The following is a 15712-nucleotide window of genomic DNA, read 5'->3' as shown; positions in this document are numbered from 1 at the left end:
ATTTTGGTCCGCCAAGCGATTCTGAATGAAACCTCATTTGGAGGCAGCAACCTGGACCGACACCTTGGCCACGCTGTATAGCTCAACGCAACCACCTACCGCTTGCTCAGGGTTAAATAAGGCGAGATTGATGCCGTCACTCACCGAACTTCGATAAACGACACCATCGAAGCCGCTCTTCTTGATGAACTCGCAGAGATACTGACTTGGAATATAGTCAATCGCTGCCCCTGCCGGCTGAACTGGACGCGTCAGCTCCTCACCTAAACGCTCAAGAAAAGGCAAATCGGCACGCAACTGGCCTATCTCGCTCGCGTCGGTCAAGATAAATGGAGACACGAGCTTACGTGGATTGCGTAAATCCACAGCTTTGACTTCTGGAACCCTGAAATCGGCGACACAAGCAAACTCGCCAGTATGTGGCCTAATCTCAGCCACAGCCGTATCTGGAAGCGACCCTAGGTAAAGGTAAGGAATACCGGCCGGATTGGCCCTACCATGTGAGGAACGCCGCTTCGGCGGTGCCCCCATTTGTTCGATTGGGAAAACATCGTCGTCGGTGCGAATTCGAGCGCGATACCACTGCTGCGGTAACTTCTGGCCAAGCAGCATGTCGAGCAGTTGGCGGAGACGATCTAAGTCAATAGCAACATCGAGAAACCAGCGGTTGCCATACATCATCTCGTCGCGCAACATATCCCATTGCGCGAGACCTTCACTGATATAGCTCGCCGACGGTACAAAGTTGCGCCGAACAATTTCACCATCGTCAAGTATCTCGCCGAGAAGCTCTTTCGCATGGGCGATGTCCATGCGCTGATGACTGAAAAGCTGCCAGTCATCTTTCATCCATTCGACCAGCAGCTTCCCATCTTCACTCGGTTCATAGACATTGACTAGTAGCTCGAAATAGTTGGCAAGCCTGCTTGGCTCAACGAGTTGGGTATCCGTGGTCCCACAGAAGTCGCATACCCCATGACCAGGATTAAGCGAAGGAAAAAGTTGATCACGCAAGGCGTGATCGTCGAAGCATTCCGGGCAACAAAAACGCTTTGCCATGCAACTGGCTCAGTCGACATAAGCAGCAAGCGTCTCGATGTGATGTTTCATCGAGAGCTTTTTGACGTAACCAAGACCAGGGAAATGACCTTTGGCGTGGAATTCCCGAAACTCCTTGATCGCTTCGGTCTCAAGAATGTGAGAGGTTCCACTGTCCAACTTTGCTATCAACTTCGCCAACGCCTGCGCGAACTTGCCGGCAGGGTCAGTCGGCGTGTCCCTCGTGTCCGAGACAAAGTGATAGACATACATGACATCGTCCTTGTCAGGATCAATGAAAGTCAGGTGAATTGCGACAGCATAGGCAGGACCTCCACCCTCGCTATAGACGTCGCCAACGATCAGGAAATCCCCAAAACCCACCATGCCGAGATCACCATAGGTAACGTGGAGATCAGAAAATTCCTCCATTGGAGGGTAATCGGCATTGCGCAGTCGTTTAAATCCGTCACGCACTAGAATGCAGGTGCTCTGGTCATAGTGTTTCCGGTAAAGAAGCTTGGCATGATCTTCGATGAAAACGTTAGTGAGACCGGGCATGCCGTCTTCCAGCTTTGCCGCCAAGGCCTTGGGATCGGTGAAGCCTGCGTGGATTAGAACAGGGTGATGATCAGCATGTTGGTGATAGCACGTCATGACTTCGTCAACTGTCATGTCACTACGCAGTAGGATGCCAGCTAAAATATTGCCACCGCTCTTGAAATCTTCTTGTAGGAGACCGGTGATGCTCGCCCCGTCCTCCTGATGATCGCCGTGGTAGGGATTCACGATAACAATTGCACGTCCACCAGCGTCGCATACCGTCTTTAACGTCTTCTTAAGCCCGCCGAGCGACTCGCGGACAGGTTCAATCACGGGCACGAAATTTTTCTTGGCGAGCAACTCGGCCATTTCGCGAATCGTGATGAGCTCGAATTGTTTTCCGCGAAAATAGGGATGGTACATACGTGGGTCAGCTCCAAGTCATGGCCACGCGCAACGGGGTGGCTGTAGCGTCAATCAGCCTCGAATGATCAGAACGAGGTACCGATACCGACAACGCCGCAGCCAGTAAGGATTTAGGCAATCGGTCGACAAAGCCGCCGAGTGGTGCAAGGTCACGCGTCCGCTTGAGCGTCCGCACCATCTCCGCATGTACCGCAATTGGGTCAAGCATGGCAAAGAGGTCACGCATCGCCGTATGCTTCCGTGTATTGGGAACCTCCGGTACCGCAACACCCATCGCCCGCAAAATTGAGATACCTTCGGCCATACGTAACGACTCGAACACAGTCACCGGACAGATTCGCTCCGGACGGTCTGCTGCTTCGCGCACTGATGTAATCCGGTAGCGCTTGGAAAGACACATCACTCCTACATCGTCAGGAATCGTATTCAGTACACCGTCGATATGGCTTTCGCTCGCGATTACATTCACTTTGGCGAAAACCCGCTTGTAGTTCTCGACCTGGTTGACAAGCCGCGCAAGAGAATCCCGCTCCGACTTGATCTCATAGACGGTCGCAGTACCGTTCAAGATGACGAGATCAGCTTTGCAGCTACCAACGCGAAACTCATTAAGCATTGAGGCAGTGCGGAGCGAATGTGTTCCCATCAGCACTTTCTGACTGATCGCTGCTCGATAGATATATTCGTCACGATGCCCCGCGATTTTCAGAATATTGAACGCGGAATCGAAAGTATCACCGACAGTCGCGCACGGCCCAACACGCTCGATCAAATCAGTTTGCCCGAGCAATCGACGGAACAAGCCGGACCGTCCCTTCTTCGCCATTTCACGGAAAACTGTGGCGGAGAACAGCCGAGTCAAGGCGGAAAGTTGTGCTGCGCTGTAGATACTCATTCCTCCACCAGTGCCGTGCAGGTTTCCATTGTAGGCATCCTGTGTCCTCATTACCTGGGAGCGACGACGCCCACGTGCTTATACAAGGTTGTTCGAGACACGCCATAACGACGAGCAACGTCGGCCACCTGAATGCCAGGGTCGCGCAACAACACCTTGATTTCACGCACCTGCTGTTCGTCCAGTTTCGGTCTCCGACCACCGGCCCGGCCTCTTGCGCGAGCGGCAGCAAGCCCGGCCTGCGTGCGCTCCCGAATCAAGCCGCGCTCGAACTCGGCCAATGCCGCGAACACGTGGAAAACCAACCTACCCGCCGCGCTGCCCGTCTCGATCCTCTCCGTCAAACTCTCAAAGCCCACGCCTTGCCGCTCAAGATCGGCCACGATCTGCACCAAGTCGGGCAAACTGCGGCCAAGCCGATCCAGCCGCCAGACGACAAGGGTGTCCCCAGCCCGCAGAGCCTTTCGGCACTGTTCAAGCTCCGGGCGGGCTGCGCTCTTACCGCTGGCCGCTTCCTCGTAGATCGCGCTGCACCCTGCCCGCGTGAGCGCGTCGCGCTGCAGGTCCAAATGCTGGTCATCGGTCGATACGCGGGCGTACCCTATACGTTGATTCATTGACGCAATCAGGACATTGAAAACTTGACGGGTATATTAACATTCATCGACGACTTTGGCGATCCGAAAACGGCACACTACTGAGTGTCTAGAAAACCACCATAGCCGCCAATCTGGGCGGCCTGCTGGCCGATATCGGCTACCGCGTTCTCCTCATTGACGCGGACGTTCAGCCGTCTCTATCCAGGTACTTTGCCCTTTCCCATCGGGCCGAGCACGGCCTGACGAGGATGGTCATGTCCGGCGCACTCACGCCGGACTGCATCAGTCACATTGAATTTCCCCCGGACAACTTTGCCGGCGACCACTCGCGCCTGAACGCGCAGGGTGGATTTCTGCACATCGTCACGTCTGACACACGCGACGGCAAGCTGCAGGACTGGCTGTCCAACCGGCTGGACCGCCTGGTGCGTATCCGCATTGCCATCAAGAACACCACGGTCGCCGAGCGCTACGACGTGGCCATCATCGACACCCAGGGTGCCGTGGGCCACTTGCAGGATGCGGCCGTCAATGCATCAGACCTGCTGATCACCCCGGCATCGCCAGACATCGTGTCTGCCCGCGAGTTCGTTGACGGCACACTCAAGCTGCTCGACCGTCACGAGTCCTCCGCGAACATGGGTTTCACGGTCCCGGGCATGCGGGCAGTCATCAACCGCGCCGAAAACACGGTGGACAGCCGCACGATGTCATCCCTGATCAGGGAGCAGTTCCTCACACTGCGGGGCCGGGTCAATGTGCTCAAGACCATGGTTCCCTCGGCAGTGGCGTACAAGAAAGCGGCAACAGCACAGGTTCCCGTGCATTGGATCGACCCCCACAAGGCGGGAGATGTCATGCATGCGCTGCTCTGGGAACTGATCCCCTCGCTGGAAAACAAGTTCGCAGCCAACCACCGGGGAGAGCTGCCAGAGTCGTTGCGGCCTCCCAAACCGGAAGGCGAAAGCGACGAAGCTGCCACCGAAGGCGCCACCAAATGAGCGGGAGGATGAGCCATGTCCTCCCGTACCCCGGAAACGCTCACCGCTGCCCAGCGGGCGCAGCGGCTGAATCTGCACGCCTCCAGCACGGCTGAGGCAGGAACCAACCCCATGAGCAAGCAGCAACAGCGTGCCGAGGCCCAGGCCCGGCGTTCACTCCTGGCCCTGGGCCAGCCTGGCGGGCAGCGCAATGCCACGGCCGACATTGATCCAGGCACGGATGCAGACATGTCTTTCGCGGTTCTGCCGATTGACCAGATCGAACCCTACCAGCACAACCCGCGAACCGGCACCAACCCGCGCTATGACGAGATCAAGGCCAGCATCATGGCCGACGGCATCACCAACATGCTGACCGTCACCCGGCGCAGCCAACACGACAAGTACACCACCTATGGCGGCGGCAACACCCGTCTGCGCATCGCCAAGGAGCTGCATGCCGCTGGAGACCAGCGCTTCGCCACGCTGCAGGTGGTCGTCAAGCAGTGGCCCGGTGATGCCCAGGTCATCACCGCCCACCTGGTCGAAAACGAGAACCGTGGCGACATCACGTTCTGGGAGAAGGCCCAGGGCATCCAGAAGTTCAAGGCGGAATACGAAAAGGAATCCGGCAAGCCACTCACCGCTGGCGAGTTGAACAAGGAGCTGAAACAGCGAGGACTGAGCTACAGCGTCAGAGTGCTCCAGAACTTCGCGTTCAGTGTGGAACACCTGACGCCCGTAGGCCCCTGGCTGATGGCCACGGAGGTCAACGCCGTGATCAGGCCGGCAGTTTCAGGGCTGATGGAGCTGGCCACCAAATTCAGCCAGTCCGCCCAGTTCCAGGCACGGATGCGCGATGTGCTGGAGCGGCACAGGCTGGACATGGTTCGCGAGGCCGAGCGGCTGGACCCCTCTGAGCAGGCGATGCCGGAGCTGGACATCCCAAAACTGATTGACGACCTGCAGGAGACGCTGGCCAGCCTGCTCGGGGTTGATCAGGCCAGGGTGCAGGCCATGGTCCACGCCATAGCCAGCCAGCCCAGGCTGACCACGCAGCAGCTGCTGTCCGTCCCTGCCGTCGAGGCGATGCCTGCGGATGCAGGCGCGTTGGCGGGGCGGCCGGCGACCACGCTGGCCAAGGCGCCTGCCGGAATGCCTGTCACCCATCGGCCAGAGCAGCCCCCACTGGGCGCCATGCTGGTGGCGGTGCCTCCAAAGCCAAGCACGGCTGGCCGCAAGCAGCAAGGCACCGAGGCTGCCGCCTCCAGTGCTGCCAGCCTTCTGGAGGCCATTCGGAACCTGCTGGGGGAGCTGAATGCAGTGGTGCCGCTGCACGACGTGCTGCTGGCGTCCGAGTCGCTGCCGTTTGGCTACATGACGGACCTGCCAGTGGACATCACGGCCGTGGACGGCGCACCTGTGCAGCAGCCAGCGCTGCGTGCCGCCCTGTGGAAGGTTCTGACCGCGCTGTCTGGCCAGTGCGATCAGCGTTTCAGCGAGGCGTTGACGCCCGAAACGAAGGCCGGCATTGACTGGTGTGGAACTGTTGAGCAGGGTGCAGAAGCGTTTGCGATGGAATGTGCCGCACGGGTCAGGACACAGACGGCCAGCGATGGCATGCCCCTGATGGGCCTGCATGAACTCTCGGTGGTGCTGTCCGACCCGCAGGTGGGTGACACCATAGTTTTGCTGCTCACAAAGATGGAGCAGATGCGTTTGCACCATCCGCAGCGGATGCGTGATGGCCACGTGCCACTTTTTGCGCCGCGTCGCCACGACCAGGAGTGAGGCCGCCGATGATCGCTCTCACGAATACCGTCATCAAGCGGCTGATCCTGGAACAGATCGTCGAAATGATCGACACCGGCGGCATCGACGAGCTGCTCCAGGCCGGGTTCTCGGCCGAGTTCCTGGATCTGGTCCGGCACCGGCCTGCACGGGATCTCATCAAGCTGGCGGAGTTTCCGCACCTCGACATTCGCATCCGCATCAACGAGCACACCATCACCTCGTTTCTGCACCAGCTCGACCAGATGCGGCGTGACGCGGTGCTCCGGGAGTATTTCGTTGTGCATGGCGCGTCCGTCCGGCTCATCTGCGACCTGTTCAAGGTCACAGCCGAGGAGGCACGCGCACTGCGTGCCCAGCTGTTGCCGCCCGAGGCATTGAGCGGGCGTGAGCGGATGCCACCGGACGACGTGCGCGATGCGATCTACCGGCGCTGGCGGGAGATCACCACGACGCTCCCGGTCGTCACGCCGCGCGAGCGGCTCTACCAGCTCCATCAGTCATTCCCCCAGCTGCGCATCGACACCCTGTGCCGCCTGCTGAACGAATTCGAATCGGAGTCGGCCTGGCTGGTCAGCGACCTGGGCGGGTTGCATTAACCAGCGTCGCGGCTCGCCTGCAGGAGAAGCTCTCATGAACCAGATCTCCATCCTCAAAAACCGCCAGCAGCGCCGGCGTAAGATCGCGCGTACCCATACGGCATTCACGCCGCAGGAGCCGGCGCAAGCGCAGGCCAGCCAGGTCAGACGACTGCCGAACTTCCTGGGCCAAGCGGCCCTTCTGGAATGGCTCGGCCAGTCGCCCATCGCATTCCACCGGGTCTACGTGGACATCGCCGGTGGCGTGCTGCCGGCGCTATGGCTATCCAGCGCCATGAGCCGGGTGGCCAGGGCGCACGCCAGTGCGTTCGAGGACAACGGCGACTTCGTGTTCGCCATGTCGGCAGCCGACTGCGAAATGGAGACGGGCATCACCCGGGCGCAGCAGGCCGGTTGCCGCCGGCACCTCATCGGGCGCGGGCTGCTGAGTGAGCAGGCCGAGCAGCGCAAGACCATCGTCTACCGGCTCCATCTGGATCGGATCGCTCGCGGGCTGCTCCAGCAGGCTGGACTGCTGGCACAGCAGCTGGAGCAGATCGACGCGGCCGCCGCCAACACCGGCCTGGCCAGACACATCGCGTAGACAAACCATGCGCCTGGCCCACCAACTGGCTGAATCCACTGCCGCCGCCTCATCCGTGGCCGCACGGCTGTCGCCTGAGATGGCGATAGAGCAGTTGGCGGCCTCGGGCTGGGTGCAGTTCCATCCTGCCCTGGCCGAGCGCCTGGGCAGCTTCAAGGCGGCCGTTTTTCTGGGTCATGCCCTGTACTGGACACGCCATCTGGCGCTGCGCTATCCGGATCGTGCGGGGTGGTGGTACATGACCGCCCAGCAATGCCAGCAGGCCACCGCCCTGACGGCCAGGGAGCAATCCTCGGTGCGCCAGCAGCTGGTGGCGCATGGCGTGTTGTCCGAATCCCTGGCGGGACGACCCGCCAAGCTGCATTACAAGCTCAACCTGCCCGTGCTGGCCGGGTGGATCGGCCTGCAGGCGGATGACGAAGGCGGCAGCCTCATCAGCTGGGAGGCCTTCGCGCCCTGGCTCCGGGGATGCGTCAGTTTCTATCGGCCCCTGGCGGATCTGGCCGGCTCCCTGGCCGCCGGTCTCTACCTCTCCCACCTGCTGCAATGCCAGCGCCAGGCCGTGCTGTCAGGGACGGCGGTAACAGGCGGGTTCTTCCGGATCACTCAGGACGACATCCGTATTGCCCTGTGCCTTGGCTCCAAGGTGCAGCGCAATGCGCGTGAGCGCCTGCGCAGCCTGGGTCTGGTGCAGGAGCGCGCCGGGTACGTACAGGTCAATCTGGCCGCCATCATGGCGCATCTGGGCCAGGGGGCACAACCGAAGGCCAGTCCGCCGCAGAAGCTGCGCCTGGTCCAGGACGGGCCGCAGAAAGCTCATGCGCAGGCGAACCCGGAGGCAGTCGCTTCAGGCGCTGACAGGACCGACGGCAGGCTTCAGATCAGCCGCTGGCTGGGTCCGACAGGGCCGAACGCCACGAAACGCCAGCAAAGCCTTTTTGGGCGCTGGCTGGCATCCAGTGATCCGGACGCAGCAACAGCCATCGCGCAGGTGCGGCGCATGTTCCTGGCACCGTCCGATGCTGGGGCGGGTCTTGTGCAAACCAGACAAGCATGGGCCGACGCTCCCTCTGGAGAGCCGTGTCAACCATTTGCCCTTTTGTCGAAACTGGAGTCTGCCCTTTCGTCAAAACCTGGCCCCCAGGTTGCCCAAAACGCAAAACTGGCTGGCCCTTTTGTCGAAACTAACTTGCCCTTTTGTCGAAACCAAATAAAAGAAGATAAAAACTATAAAAAAACGACAACTACCGCGCGCGCGAGCACGCAAGCGTCCAGTTTCAACGAAACGGCAGGTCGTCGTCGGAATCATGAAGATCCCCTCCCAACCCTTCGGCCGCAGGTGAATGCCGATGCCATGCAGCCGGCACCGGAGCGTGACGACCCGGCTGACCAGGACCCCCAGCTCAGCTCCCTCATCCTGCCTTACAGGCTGCCCCGGCAATGGCATGCCGGCGTGCTGCGCACGGTGTCTTGTGCTCCTGTGGCGGTCAGGCAGCGCCTGCTGGACGAGTTGGAGGGGCAGCTCGGCATGGAGGGCAAGACGATTGCGAACCCGGTGGGCTATCTGCATGCCCTGGTACGCCGCCACGCCAAGGGCGACCTGGCCCTGGCGCTCGCCGACAAGGTGTCCAGTGACCGGGTTCATCGCGAGCGTCTGGCCCAGGCCGTCAAGGCGGCCGAAGCAAGTGGCAGCACAACAGGACCAATGCCTGAACCCCGGGCTGAACCGAAAGAGTCCCCTCCGGCCGAGGTTCTGGAAAAGCTGCGCCAACTCCGACAGGAGTTCAGAGCGCGCACAAGTGGAGGAGTTGCGAAATGACAGCCACAGCAGGGAAGTGGCCCGTTTTGGTCTCCTTGCCCAATAAATGGGCAAGGAGACTCGGATGGCAATTCACCAAAGACACGGTAGAGCAAAACGCTCCACATGGCACGTCGTGCCGCGTAGAGCGTTTTGCACCACTGAACATAAGCGGAGGGGCTGAGCAATGACAGCCACAGCAGGGGGGTGGCCCGTTTTGAGTCAGTTTATGTTCATAAATACAGCAGGCGGGTGGGACAAATTGTCCCACACGGCACGGCGTGCCGCGTGGCCCGTTTTGTCCCAGTTGACTATTTTTTGAGCATGGAGATGGAATGGAAAGCCAATATCTTTTTATTGAGTTAATGCACCGTCTTCGAAATTACGTAGATGCATCGGTGCTCTATGTCGCGCTGCATCAGCATGCGGATGAGGTGGACTTCAAGACCACTGCCGCCAAGATTTCCCTTGACTACCTAGGTGGCAGAGTTGAGAAAAAACAGGTTCAGCGGTCATTGGATCGAATGGTGGATTGGGGTTTGTTGGAGGTTCAAGTTCACTCCAATTACCGCACCCACATCAAAGTGGACCGCGACGCAGTGATGGCTCTGCTGCGGCAGCCCGTCAGTCCCTTTCTGCCTGGGTTGCGCGCTGATGGGTTTCCATTCCTGGATCACGTCAACAGCAACGTGGCTGAGGAGCCGTGAGATGCGCCGCGCTGGCTACTTCTCTGTCTCGGTGCTATCCGTCTTGATAAGCGCCGCCACGACTGCGGCAGCAACGACAAGTCCACAGATGACCAGGGCGGAGCAGATGACTTCCGGGACGCTGATTGGCATGTGCAGTCCTTCTCAAACCCTGGATGTCATGGGGCTGGCATTGATGCTCATGGGTGTCCTGGTTTTCCTGACAGGCTTGGCAGGGTTGGCGGTGTTTGAGCTTCGCCATGCGATGCCGGGCCTGAAGCGTGGCGCAGGGACTGGGCTGAATATCCATCGCCACAAGGCAGCAGCCGTCGCGATGCAGGGCGGGCACCGGGCCGTCACCATGCTCGCTGTGCTGATGCTACCAGTCATCTGGCATGGCATTGGCGGGCAGGACCACACGGACACGGCGGCGCGGTTGGTGCTGGGAAGCTGCCAGTCCGGCGGCTTTCTCCTCCTCGATCAGCACGCCATCTGGCTGCTGAGCGGCATTTGCCTTGCCTCGGCTTTTGCCGCCGTCTGGATTCATTTTGTCCTCTGGCCCTGGGCTGACCGCAGGGTGAATGCCTGGCTGCTGGCCCGCTCTGCAGCCACCGGGCACGCGCAGCCCTGAGCCGGAAACGTTTCAACCGCTTTACGCAAGGATTACCAACATGGCTACCAGGAAAACAGGCGGCAGCAAGCCTGCCGCAGCAAAACCCGCCCAGGAGGATGCCGCAATGGTGCCTCCGGCATCAGGAACCGGCTTCGTGACGGAGCCGAACTCTCCGTTCCCCGACGGCTACAGCATTGCGGGAGAGGAAGCGGCGCTGGCCGGATTCATGGCAGGCGAGATGCCGGAAAGCGACCCGCTATACGACAGCTACATCGAGCTGGAAGACCGCAAGGAGCGCCTGGAAAACATGCGCAGGCAGTTCGATGCCCGCAAGGGTGCGGAGGCCATCGTGCCGACCGAGGAGGCACGCGGCATGGACCAGCTGGGCGCGCTGGTGGATGACGGCGTGGACCAGATGACGCTGCACACCAAGGAAGCGTTCCGCATGTTCATGGGCCGCATGCGGGAGCCGGGCAAGGAGGCCGCACCCATCGTGGGCGGCAAGCGGGTGGCGGCTGCGCTGCGCGGCCTGTGGCTGCTCACTGGCAATGACAACCCCTATGCCGACTGGGCACTGCTGCGTCACGAACAGACGATCAAGGAGATCGAGAAGCGGCTGGCCCGTGAAACCCGTGAAGCCACCGAGCTGCTGGCGGAGCAGCGCAAGAAGGGGCTGAACTATTCGCTGCTGCAATCGGCTGAGCCCAAGGTGCTGAACCTGGGATACCGCTCGCCGTATGGCTACGCCGTCTCCAGTCTCATCGTGGATTTCGACTACTACGTGCGCCTGCAAAAGACCCTGGCACGCAAGAACCTGCGCTCTGACGAGCAGGTCCGGCAGTCCATCACGGAGATGACGCGCTTCATCCGGCGCGTTTTCAACGAGACCACCCGTTTCGACCGCTGGCTCACCCGTGAGGAGGTAAGACGGCTATGCCGGGCCGATTTCGTGCCAGAGGCAGGCGAGGAGGCTGCAAAGCGCGTGGAGTTTGCATCAGGCGTATTCGGGACCGTGCCCAGCGAGGTGTTCACCGCGCGACTGCAGCCGCGTCATTCACGGCGTCGCCTGCAAATCTCTGTGGCCGAGCGGCAGCTGCTGCAAACGGTTGGTGCGCAACTGCAGGAGGCAGAACAAGGGCTGGATCAGGTCGTTCCGGCCGGGGAGACGCAGGAATCTGATGCAGGGCTGATCTGAGGTGCGTGTGCTGATTCAGCGGTATCTGTGCAGGCAGGAAGCTGCGGCAATGCAAGGCGTTCGTCAGGAAAGGGCGTTGTTTTGAAAGGGCAGGGTATCGAAAGGGCAGTGGGCACCAGGCTGCGGCAGGGCGAGACGGTCAATCGTGGGCGGCAGGCATCGGACCCGGAAAGCAGCATGAAGTGTCAAGAGCACGTTGACACAAAGGCCTTTACGGGTAGGGGCATCCGTCATGAGCTGCGTCAGGCCCACGCCAAGCTTGACACGGTGGAGCAGGACATGCGGGCCTTGGCTGCGGCCAGCAAGGCGGTGGCGGGCGCCCAGCTGTACCTGATGCTGCATCAGCGGCACGCCACCGGCTACGTGTTCCTGCGCTGGCGCGAGGTCAGCGGGCGCAAGCGTCACCTGTCATGGGACGAGGGCGCCACTCGTTACCAGTCCTATGCCGAACCGCTGCGCAGCTGGTATGCGCAACTGGCCCGGCAGGCGATGGAGGCCAATGCGAGGCATCTGCAGGTGCGCAAGGCTTGCCGGAGCCTGCAGGCACGCGCGAGCGCCAGCGAAATGCGGCTGTACGCGCGGCCGGTGCCGCCCTGACAGGGGAGCACGGCGCAGTCATGCGGATATGTCGGTCGTGGTGCAGCCGTCATGTCCTGGGAAACCGCACCGCAAGAAGGATGGCAAATGCAGAACCTCTTTATCGGCAAAGGCAATCTGGGCGACTCACCACATCTGAAGACTGTGGCCGGGCGCAATGGTGATTTCGTGGTGGCAACCATGCGCGTCATGTTTGCCCGCTTCGGCCAGAACGATGCGGGTGACGTGGAGCAGGTTGGCGGGTTCTGGCGCGAGGTCGAAATCTACGGCGCCAAGGCCGAGGCCTGTGCCAAGCTGCTGCGCAAGGGCGCGCGGGTACTGGTCATTGGCGAGGAACGGGAATTCCAGGCGCGCAATGAGGATGGCACGGAGGTGCAGGTCATCAAGGTGGTGGCCGAGGATGTTGCCCTGCAGCTGACCCGCATCGAGTCAATCACGTTTGCCACACCCAAGAGCCGGGAAAACAGCGAATAAAAGCAAAAAAATAGAGTGAATGGACTCCTTGGTCAAGGCATCGCCAGTTTCCAAAGCAAGGAGCCAAAATGTCCAATTCAATTCAACCGGTCAGCAGGGAAAATGAAAGCCCCCAGGCGAAAAAGGAAACGCTTTTCAAGCTAATTTCAATCGAGCCGGATACGCTGGATCGCCTGACAAAAGCCACGGGGTGGGGCAGGGAAACAACGCAGATGGCGTTGTTGCAGCTGGTGGCGGATGGCCGCGTCAAGTGCAGGAATGAAAACGGCCACAGGTTCTATGCGGCCAGAACGTGATTCATGGGAGAGAACGCCTCTGAGGGCATTGGGGGAAATGCCCTCGGGCAGCCTTTGCTTGGCTTTCTCTCCCGCCCTTTGTTGCCATCAGTAATCGTCATGCAACCCGGAACTCCATATGGCGCTCCGCGCCCTTATGTCCAGGCTCTGGCGGAAAACGTCATTGACTCTCGAATCAGGTGCTTGGTGGATTCACTGAACGTGGTCGGAGTTTGCTCCACGTTTGCCAGCTGCGAAGGGCACGGGTTCATATCATGTCTTGCCGCACCTTATGTGGTTTTTGAGTCGGGATTTGATTTTGCCCAGGTCTTGAGTATGTATCTGGAGCAGGATGCGGCGCGCGTTAAACCGCATCTGCACTACTACTGGATTATCGGTGGTTTTTTTGATCGACAGGGAGGCTTTAGATTTCGCCTGGCTCCAGGCCAGGAAATAAATGGATGGTGGCCAAGTGCCAGAAAGAAGCTGAAAAGGGATTTCAGGACACTATCTGATCTTGTGAAGGTATTGACTGAGCGTTGGCAGGCTGATCCAGCCAAATTTGAGAGCCAGGCCCAAGAGCAACATGATGAGACTGGCCAGAAGCAGTCCCCAGAGTTCCCGTTTCTTGGCTGCGCGTTTCCATCCAAATGGATCGCTGCTTCCGCAGGCGGGACAAAACTGAGCGCTTGTGCTGATGGAGTGATTGCATTCCTGGCAGTGACGAAGTGCCATCTGGACCTCCTGAATTGGGTTGGGGCCGGGAAAAAACCATTGTGAATCGCAAGTTGCCAGAATTATTTTCCCCCATTGCCCTGCGTCCCCCTGAGCTGCTCATCCACGCGGTCAGCGATGGTCGCCGGCTGGGCATGCAGCTGCACGCCGTGCCTGGCATGGGACGAGAGCTGGCGAGGGCAGGTGCCTGGTGGCATCCCGGCCGGCGGATGTGGACGGTGCATCTGGCGGAAGCGGGCCAGTGCCTGGCCTGGCTGCAACGGCTCTACGCGGGCCAGCATGTGGACCTGGATGGCGCGGACCGGCTGCTGACGGCGGCCCTGGCCGCGCCTGAGCCGGACTACTTCACCCAGCTGCTGGATGTGCAGGTCTTTCCCCTGGTTCACCCCGGCCAGGGCGAGCATGCGGTGAGCTTTGCCTATGACGTGCCCTGCGTGCAGGCCATGCGGGCGCTGGGTGGGCGTTTTCACAAGCCGGCCGCGGCTTGGCAGATCCAGGGCGGTGCTGAGAAGATCCTCGCATCGCTGCAACGCCTGGCGGGCGTGGCGCCCGAGTTCGTATTCGTGCATGAGCAGCCTGTGGTGCTGGAAAGCCTGGCAGCGGCCGGCTCAGGCAGCTCTCCCATCCAGGTTCCGGGCGCAACGCCAGAGCGGGGGGAGTCTGCACCGCAGGAACCTGTCGGCACGGGCTTTCTGTCGGCCGAGCTGGATGAGAGCGGGCTGCTGCCAGTCGATGAGGATCTGTTGGCAGAAGCAGGGCAAAGCGCGGGCCTGCGGGACTACCAGCTCGTCGGTGTGCGCCACCTGCTGGGCCAAAGCGGCGCCTGTCTGGGTGACGACATGGGTCTGGGCAAGAGCCGCCAGACCGTGGTGGCCACGCTGTATGGCTGTCAGTGGGTGATTGCGAATTATGAGCGCCTGGGTGGCCTGGTTCGCGAGACAGGCCTGAGGTTCGCGGTCATGGCGGTGGATGAGGCGCATTATCTGAAAGAGCATCAGGCCGGCCGCACGCGCAACGCCTTCGTGATGGCGACGCGCATTCCCCGCCGCTACGTCATCACTGGTACGCCGCTGCTCAACCGGGAGATCGAGCTGCATACCCTGCTGCGTCTGACGGGCCACCCGCTGGGACGCATGCTGCTCAAGGATTTCCGCAAGGCTTACACGGGTGATCGTGACAGACGTGCCGTGCTGGCGGCGGCACTCCAGGGCTGGATGCTGCGCCGGCGCAAGGACGTGCTCAAGGACCTGGGCGGCAAGTCACGACAGGTTCGGTGGATCTCGCCAGCCGAAGGGCTGGGCACGTATCGGCAGATCTACAGCGACATGAGCTTGCAGGCCATGCCCAAGATCACCCGGCTGAGGCAATGCCTGGAGGCGCTGAAGACGCCATTTCTGATCGAGACCGTTGAAAGCCTCGCGCAAGGCGACAAGATCATCATCTTCTGCGAGTACATGGCTACCGTGGAGGCCATGCAGTCGGCTTTGGTCGCCGCCGGCATTGCCTGTGTGACCCTGGTGGGTGCCGATTCCGGCGCCAAGCGCCAGAAAGCGATTGACGCGTTCCAGAACGATCCGGACGTGACGGTTTTCATCGGGACCACCTCGGCGGCGGGCGTAGGTATCACGCTGACAGCGGCGAACTATGTGGCTTTCGCCTCGCTGCCATGGACACCGGCACTGATGCGCCAGGCGGAGGATCGAGCCTATCGCTTGGGTCAGAAGCGGGACGTGCTTGTCATCGTGCCACTCGTTTCGGGCACGATCGATGAAGGCATCTGGCGCCTGCTGGAAAGCAAGCAGGAAACGGAACAGGATGTGGTGGAGGCGGTCAGGGCAGAACTGCCGTGAGATGCGTATTCGTGAGAGAGCTTTTTTGTTGCTAC

The 15712-nt window shown here is 60.6% G+C and carries 17 protein-coding genes; 12 read left to right on the top strand and 5 right to left on the bottom strand.

The window, feature by feature from the left end:
* Positions 1–33: 33 nt before the first annotated feature.
* The 4 genes from ADJ79_RS02875 to ADJ79_RS02860 are packed head-to-tail and all read right to left on the bottom strand — an operon-like array spanning position 34 to position 3519.
* Positions 34–1059, bottom strand: a complete 1026-nt coding sequence (locus tag ADJ79_RS02875) for an RES family NAD+ phosphorylase (protein ID WP_050714704.1) — start codon at positions 1057–1059, stop codon at positions 34–36.
* 9 nt (positions 1060–1068) lie between these two features.
* Positions 1069–2004: a sce7725 family protein gene (locus ADJ79_RS02870; protein WP_050714703.1), complete on the bottom strand. Its 936-nt coding sequence runs from the start codon at positions 2002–2004 to the stop codon at positions 1069–1071.
* Positions 2005–2011: 7 nt separating this feature from the next.
* Positions 2012–2902, bottom strand: coding sequence for a sce7726 family protein (locus ADJ79_RS02865; protein WP_050716360.1), 891 nt, complete (start codon positions 2900–2902; stop codon positions 2012–2014).
* Positions 2903–2952: 50 nt separating this feature from the next.
* On the bottom strand, positions 2953–3519 hold the full coding sequence (locus tag ADJ79_RS02860; RefSeq protein WP_050714702.1) for a recombinase family protein: 567 nt from the start codon (positions 3517–3519) through the stop codon (positions 2953–2955).
* Positions 3520–3620: 101 nt separating this feature from the next.
* Here ADJ79_RS02860 and ADJ79_RS02855 point away from each other — a divergent pair, with 101 nt between their 5' ends.
* The 11 genes from ADJ79_RS02855 (at position 3621) to ADJ79_RS02805 (ending at position 13113) form a co-directional block, all read left to right on the top strand.
* Complete coding sequence (locus tag ADJ79_RS02855; protein WP_082202849.1) at positions 3621–4502, top strand: ParA family protein; 882 nt, start codon at positions 3621–3623, stop codon at positions 4500–4502.
* A 15-nt stretch (positions 4503–4517) separates the two neighbouring features.
* Positions 4518–6272 (top strand): ParB family protein, encoded by a 1755-nt coding sequence (locus tag ADJ79_RS02850; protein ID WP_050714701.1) that lies wholly within the window; start codon positions 4518–4520, stop codon positions 6270–6272.
* Between the two features lie 8 nt (positions 6273–6280).
* A complete protein-coding gene (locus tag ADJ79_RS02845; RefSeq protein WP_050714700.1) occupies positions 6281–6871 on the top strand; it encodes an STY4526/YPO1902 family pathogenicity island replication protein in 591 nt (196 codons plus the stop codon).
* A 34-nt stretch (positions 6872–6905) separates the two neighbouring features.
* A complete protein-coding gene (locus tag ADJ79_RS02840) occupies positions 6906–7454 on the top strand; it encodes a hypothetical protein (RefSeq protein WP_050714699.1) in 549 nt (182 codons plus the stop codon).
* Between the two features lie 7 nt (positions 7455–7461).
* Positions 7462–9273 (top strand): hypothetical protein, encoded by a 1812-nt coding sequence (locus ADJ79_RS02835; protein WP_050714698.1) that lies wholly within the window; start codon positions 7462–7464, stop codon positions 9271–9273.
* A gap of 314 nt (positions 9274–9587) precedes the next feature.
* Positions 9588–9959 carry a hypothetical protein gene (locus ADJ79_RS02830; protein WP_050714697.1) on the top strand — a complete coding sequence of 124 codons (372 nt, stop codon included), beginning with the start codon at positions 9588–9590 and terminating at the stop codon, positions 9957–9959.
* A gap of 106 nt (positions 9960–10065) precedes the next feature.
* Positions 10066–10569, top strand: coding sequence for a hypothetical protein (locus ADJ79_RS02825; protein ID WP_156303986.1), 504 nt, complete (start codon positions 10066–10068; stop codon positions 10567–10569).
* Between the two features lie 40 nt (positions 10570–10609).
* On the top strand, positions 10610–11746 hold the full coding sequence (locus ADJ79_RS02820) for a PFL_4669 family integrating conjugative element protein (protein WP_050716359.1): 1137 nt from the start codon (positions 10610–10612) through the stop codon (positions 11744–11746).
* A gap of 267 nt (positions 11747–12013) precedes the next feature.
* Positions 12014–12343 (top strand): hypothetical protein, encoded by a 330-nt coding sequence (locus ADJ79_RS02815; RefSeq protein WP_156303985.1) that lies wholly within the window; start codon positions 12014–12016, stop codon positions 12341–12343.
* Between the two features lie 51 nt (positions 12344–12394).
* Complete coding sequence (locus ADJ79_RS02810; protein WP_253273853.1) at positions 12395–12817, top strand: single-stranded DNA-binding protein; 423 nt, start codon at positions 12395–12397, stop codon at positions 12815–12817.
* Between the two features lie 68 nt (positions 12818–12885).
* A complete protein-coding gene (locus tag ADJ79_RS02805) occupies positions 12886–13113 on the top strand; it encodes a hypothetical protein (protein WP_050714694.1) in 228 nt (75 codons plus the stop codon).
* Between the two features lie 486 nt (positions 13114–13599).
* Here ADJ79_RS02805 and ADJ79_RS15665 read toward each other — a convergent pair whose 3' ends face one another.
* Positions 13600–13827: a zinc-ribbon domain-containing protein gene (locus tag ADJ79_RS15665; protein WP_371256898.1), complete on the bottom strand. Its 228-nt coding sequence runs from the start codon at positions 13825–13827 to the stop codon at positions 13600–13602.
* A 41-nt stretch (positions 13828–13868) separates the two neighbouring features.
* Between ADJ79_RS15665 and ADJ79_RS02795 the strand changes: the two genes are divergently transcribed.
* Positions 13869–15677 (top strand): DEAD/DEAH box helicase, encoded by a 1809-nt coding sequence (locus ADJ79_RS02795; RefSeq protein WP_253273852.1) that lies wholly within the window; start codon positions 13869–13871, stop codon positions 15675–15677.
* The last annotated feature ends 35 nt before the right edge of the window (positions 15678–15712 follow it).

Source organism: Ottowia sp. oral taxon 894 (assembly GCF_001262075.1).
Taxonomy (GTDB): Bacteria; Pseudomonadota; Gammaproteobacteria; order Burkholderiales; family Burkholderiaceae_C; genus Ottowia; species Ottowia massiliensis.
The sequence above is the reverse complement of the archived record's forward strand: the minus strand, read 5'-3'. Positions and strand labels throughout refer to the sequence as shown.

Excerpts from the sequence above, each read along its gene's own strand:
- ADJ79_RS02850 (WP_050714701.1), top strand. The coding sequence starts at position 4,518 with ATGTCCTCCCGTACCCCGGAAACGCTCACCGCTGCCCAGCGGGCGCAG.
- ADJ79_RS02835 (WP_050714698.1), top strand. The coding sequence starts at position 7,462 with ATGCGCCTGGCCCACCAACTGGCTGAATCCACTGCCGCCGCCTCATCC.
- ADJ79_RS02805 (WP_050714694.1), top strand. The coding sequence starts at position 12,886 with ATGTCCAATTCAATTCAACCGGTCAGCAGGGAAAATGAAAGCCCCCAG.
- ADJ79_RS02845 (WP_050714700.1), top strand. The coding sequence starts at position 6,281 with ATGATCGCTCTCACGAATACCGTCATCAAGCGGCTGATCCTGGAACAG.
- ADJ79_RS02865 (WP_050716360.1), bottom strand. The coding sequence starts at position 2,902 with ATGAGTATCTACAGCGCAGCACAACTTTCCGCCTTGACTCGGCTGTTC.
- ADJ79_RS02820 (WP_050716359.1), top strand. The coding sequence starts at position 10,610 with ATGGCTACCAGGAAAACAGGCGGCAGCAAGCCTGCCGCAGCAAAACCC.
- ADJ79_RS02830 (WP_050714697.1), top strand. The coding sequence starts at position 9,588 with ATGGAAAGCCAATATCTTTTTATTGAGTTAATGCACCGTCTTCGAAAT.
- ADJ79_RS02860 (WP_050714702.1), bottom strand. The coding sequence starts at position 3,519 with ATGAATCAACGTATAGGGTACGCCCGCGTATCGACCGATGACCAGCAT.
- ADJ79_RS02825 (WP_156303986.1), top strand. The coding sequence starts at position 10,066 with ATGACTTCCGGGACGCTGATTGGCATGTGCAGTCCTTCTCAAACCCTG.
- ADJ79_RS15665 (WP_371256898.1), bottom strand. The coding sequence starts at position 13,827 with ATGGCACTTCGTCACTGCCAGGAATGCAATCACTCCATCAGCACAAGC.
- ADJ79_RS02875 (WP_050714704.1), bottom strand. The coding sequence starts at position 1,059 with ATGGCAAAGCGTTTTTGTTGCCCGGAATGCTTCGACGATCACGCCTTG.
- ADJ79_RS02810 (WP_253273853.1), top strand. The coding sequence starts at position 12,395 with ATGTCCTGGGAAACCGCACCGCAAGAAGGATGGCAAATGCAGAACCTC.
- ADJ79_RS02870 (WP_050714703.1), bottom strand. The coding sequence starts at position 2,004 with ATGTACCATCCCTATTTTCGCGGAAAACAATTCGAGCTCATCACGATT.
- ADJ79_RS02840 (WP_050714699.1), top strand. The coding sequence starts at position 6,906 with ATGAACCAGATCTCCATCCTCAAAAACCGCCAGCAGCGCCGGCGTAAG.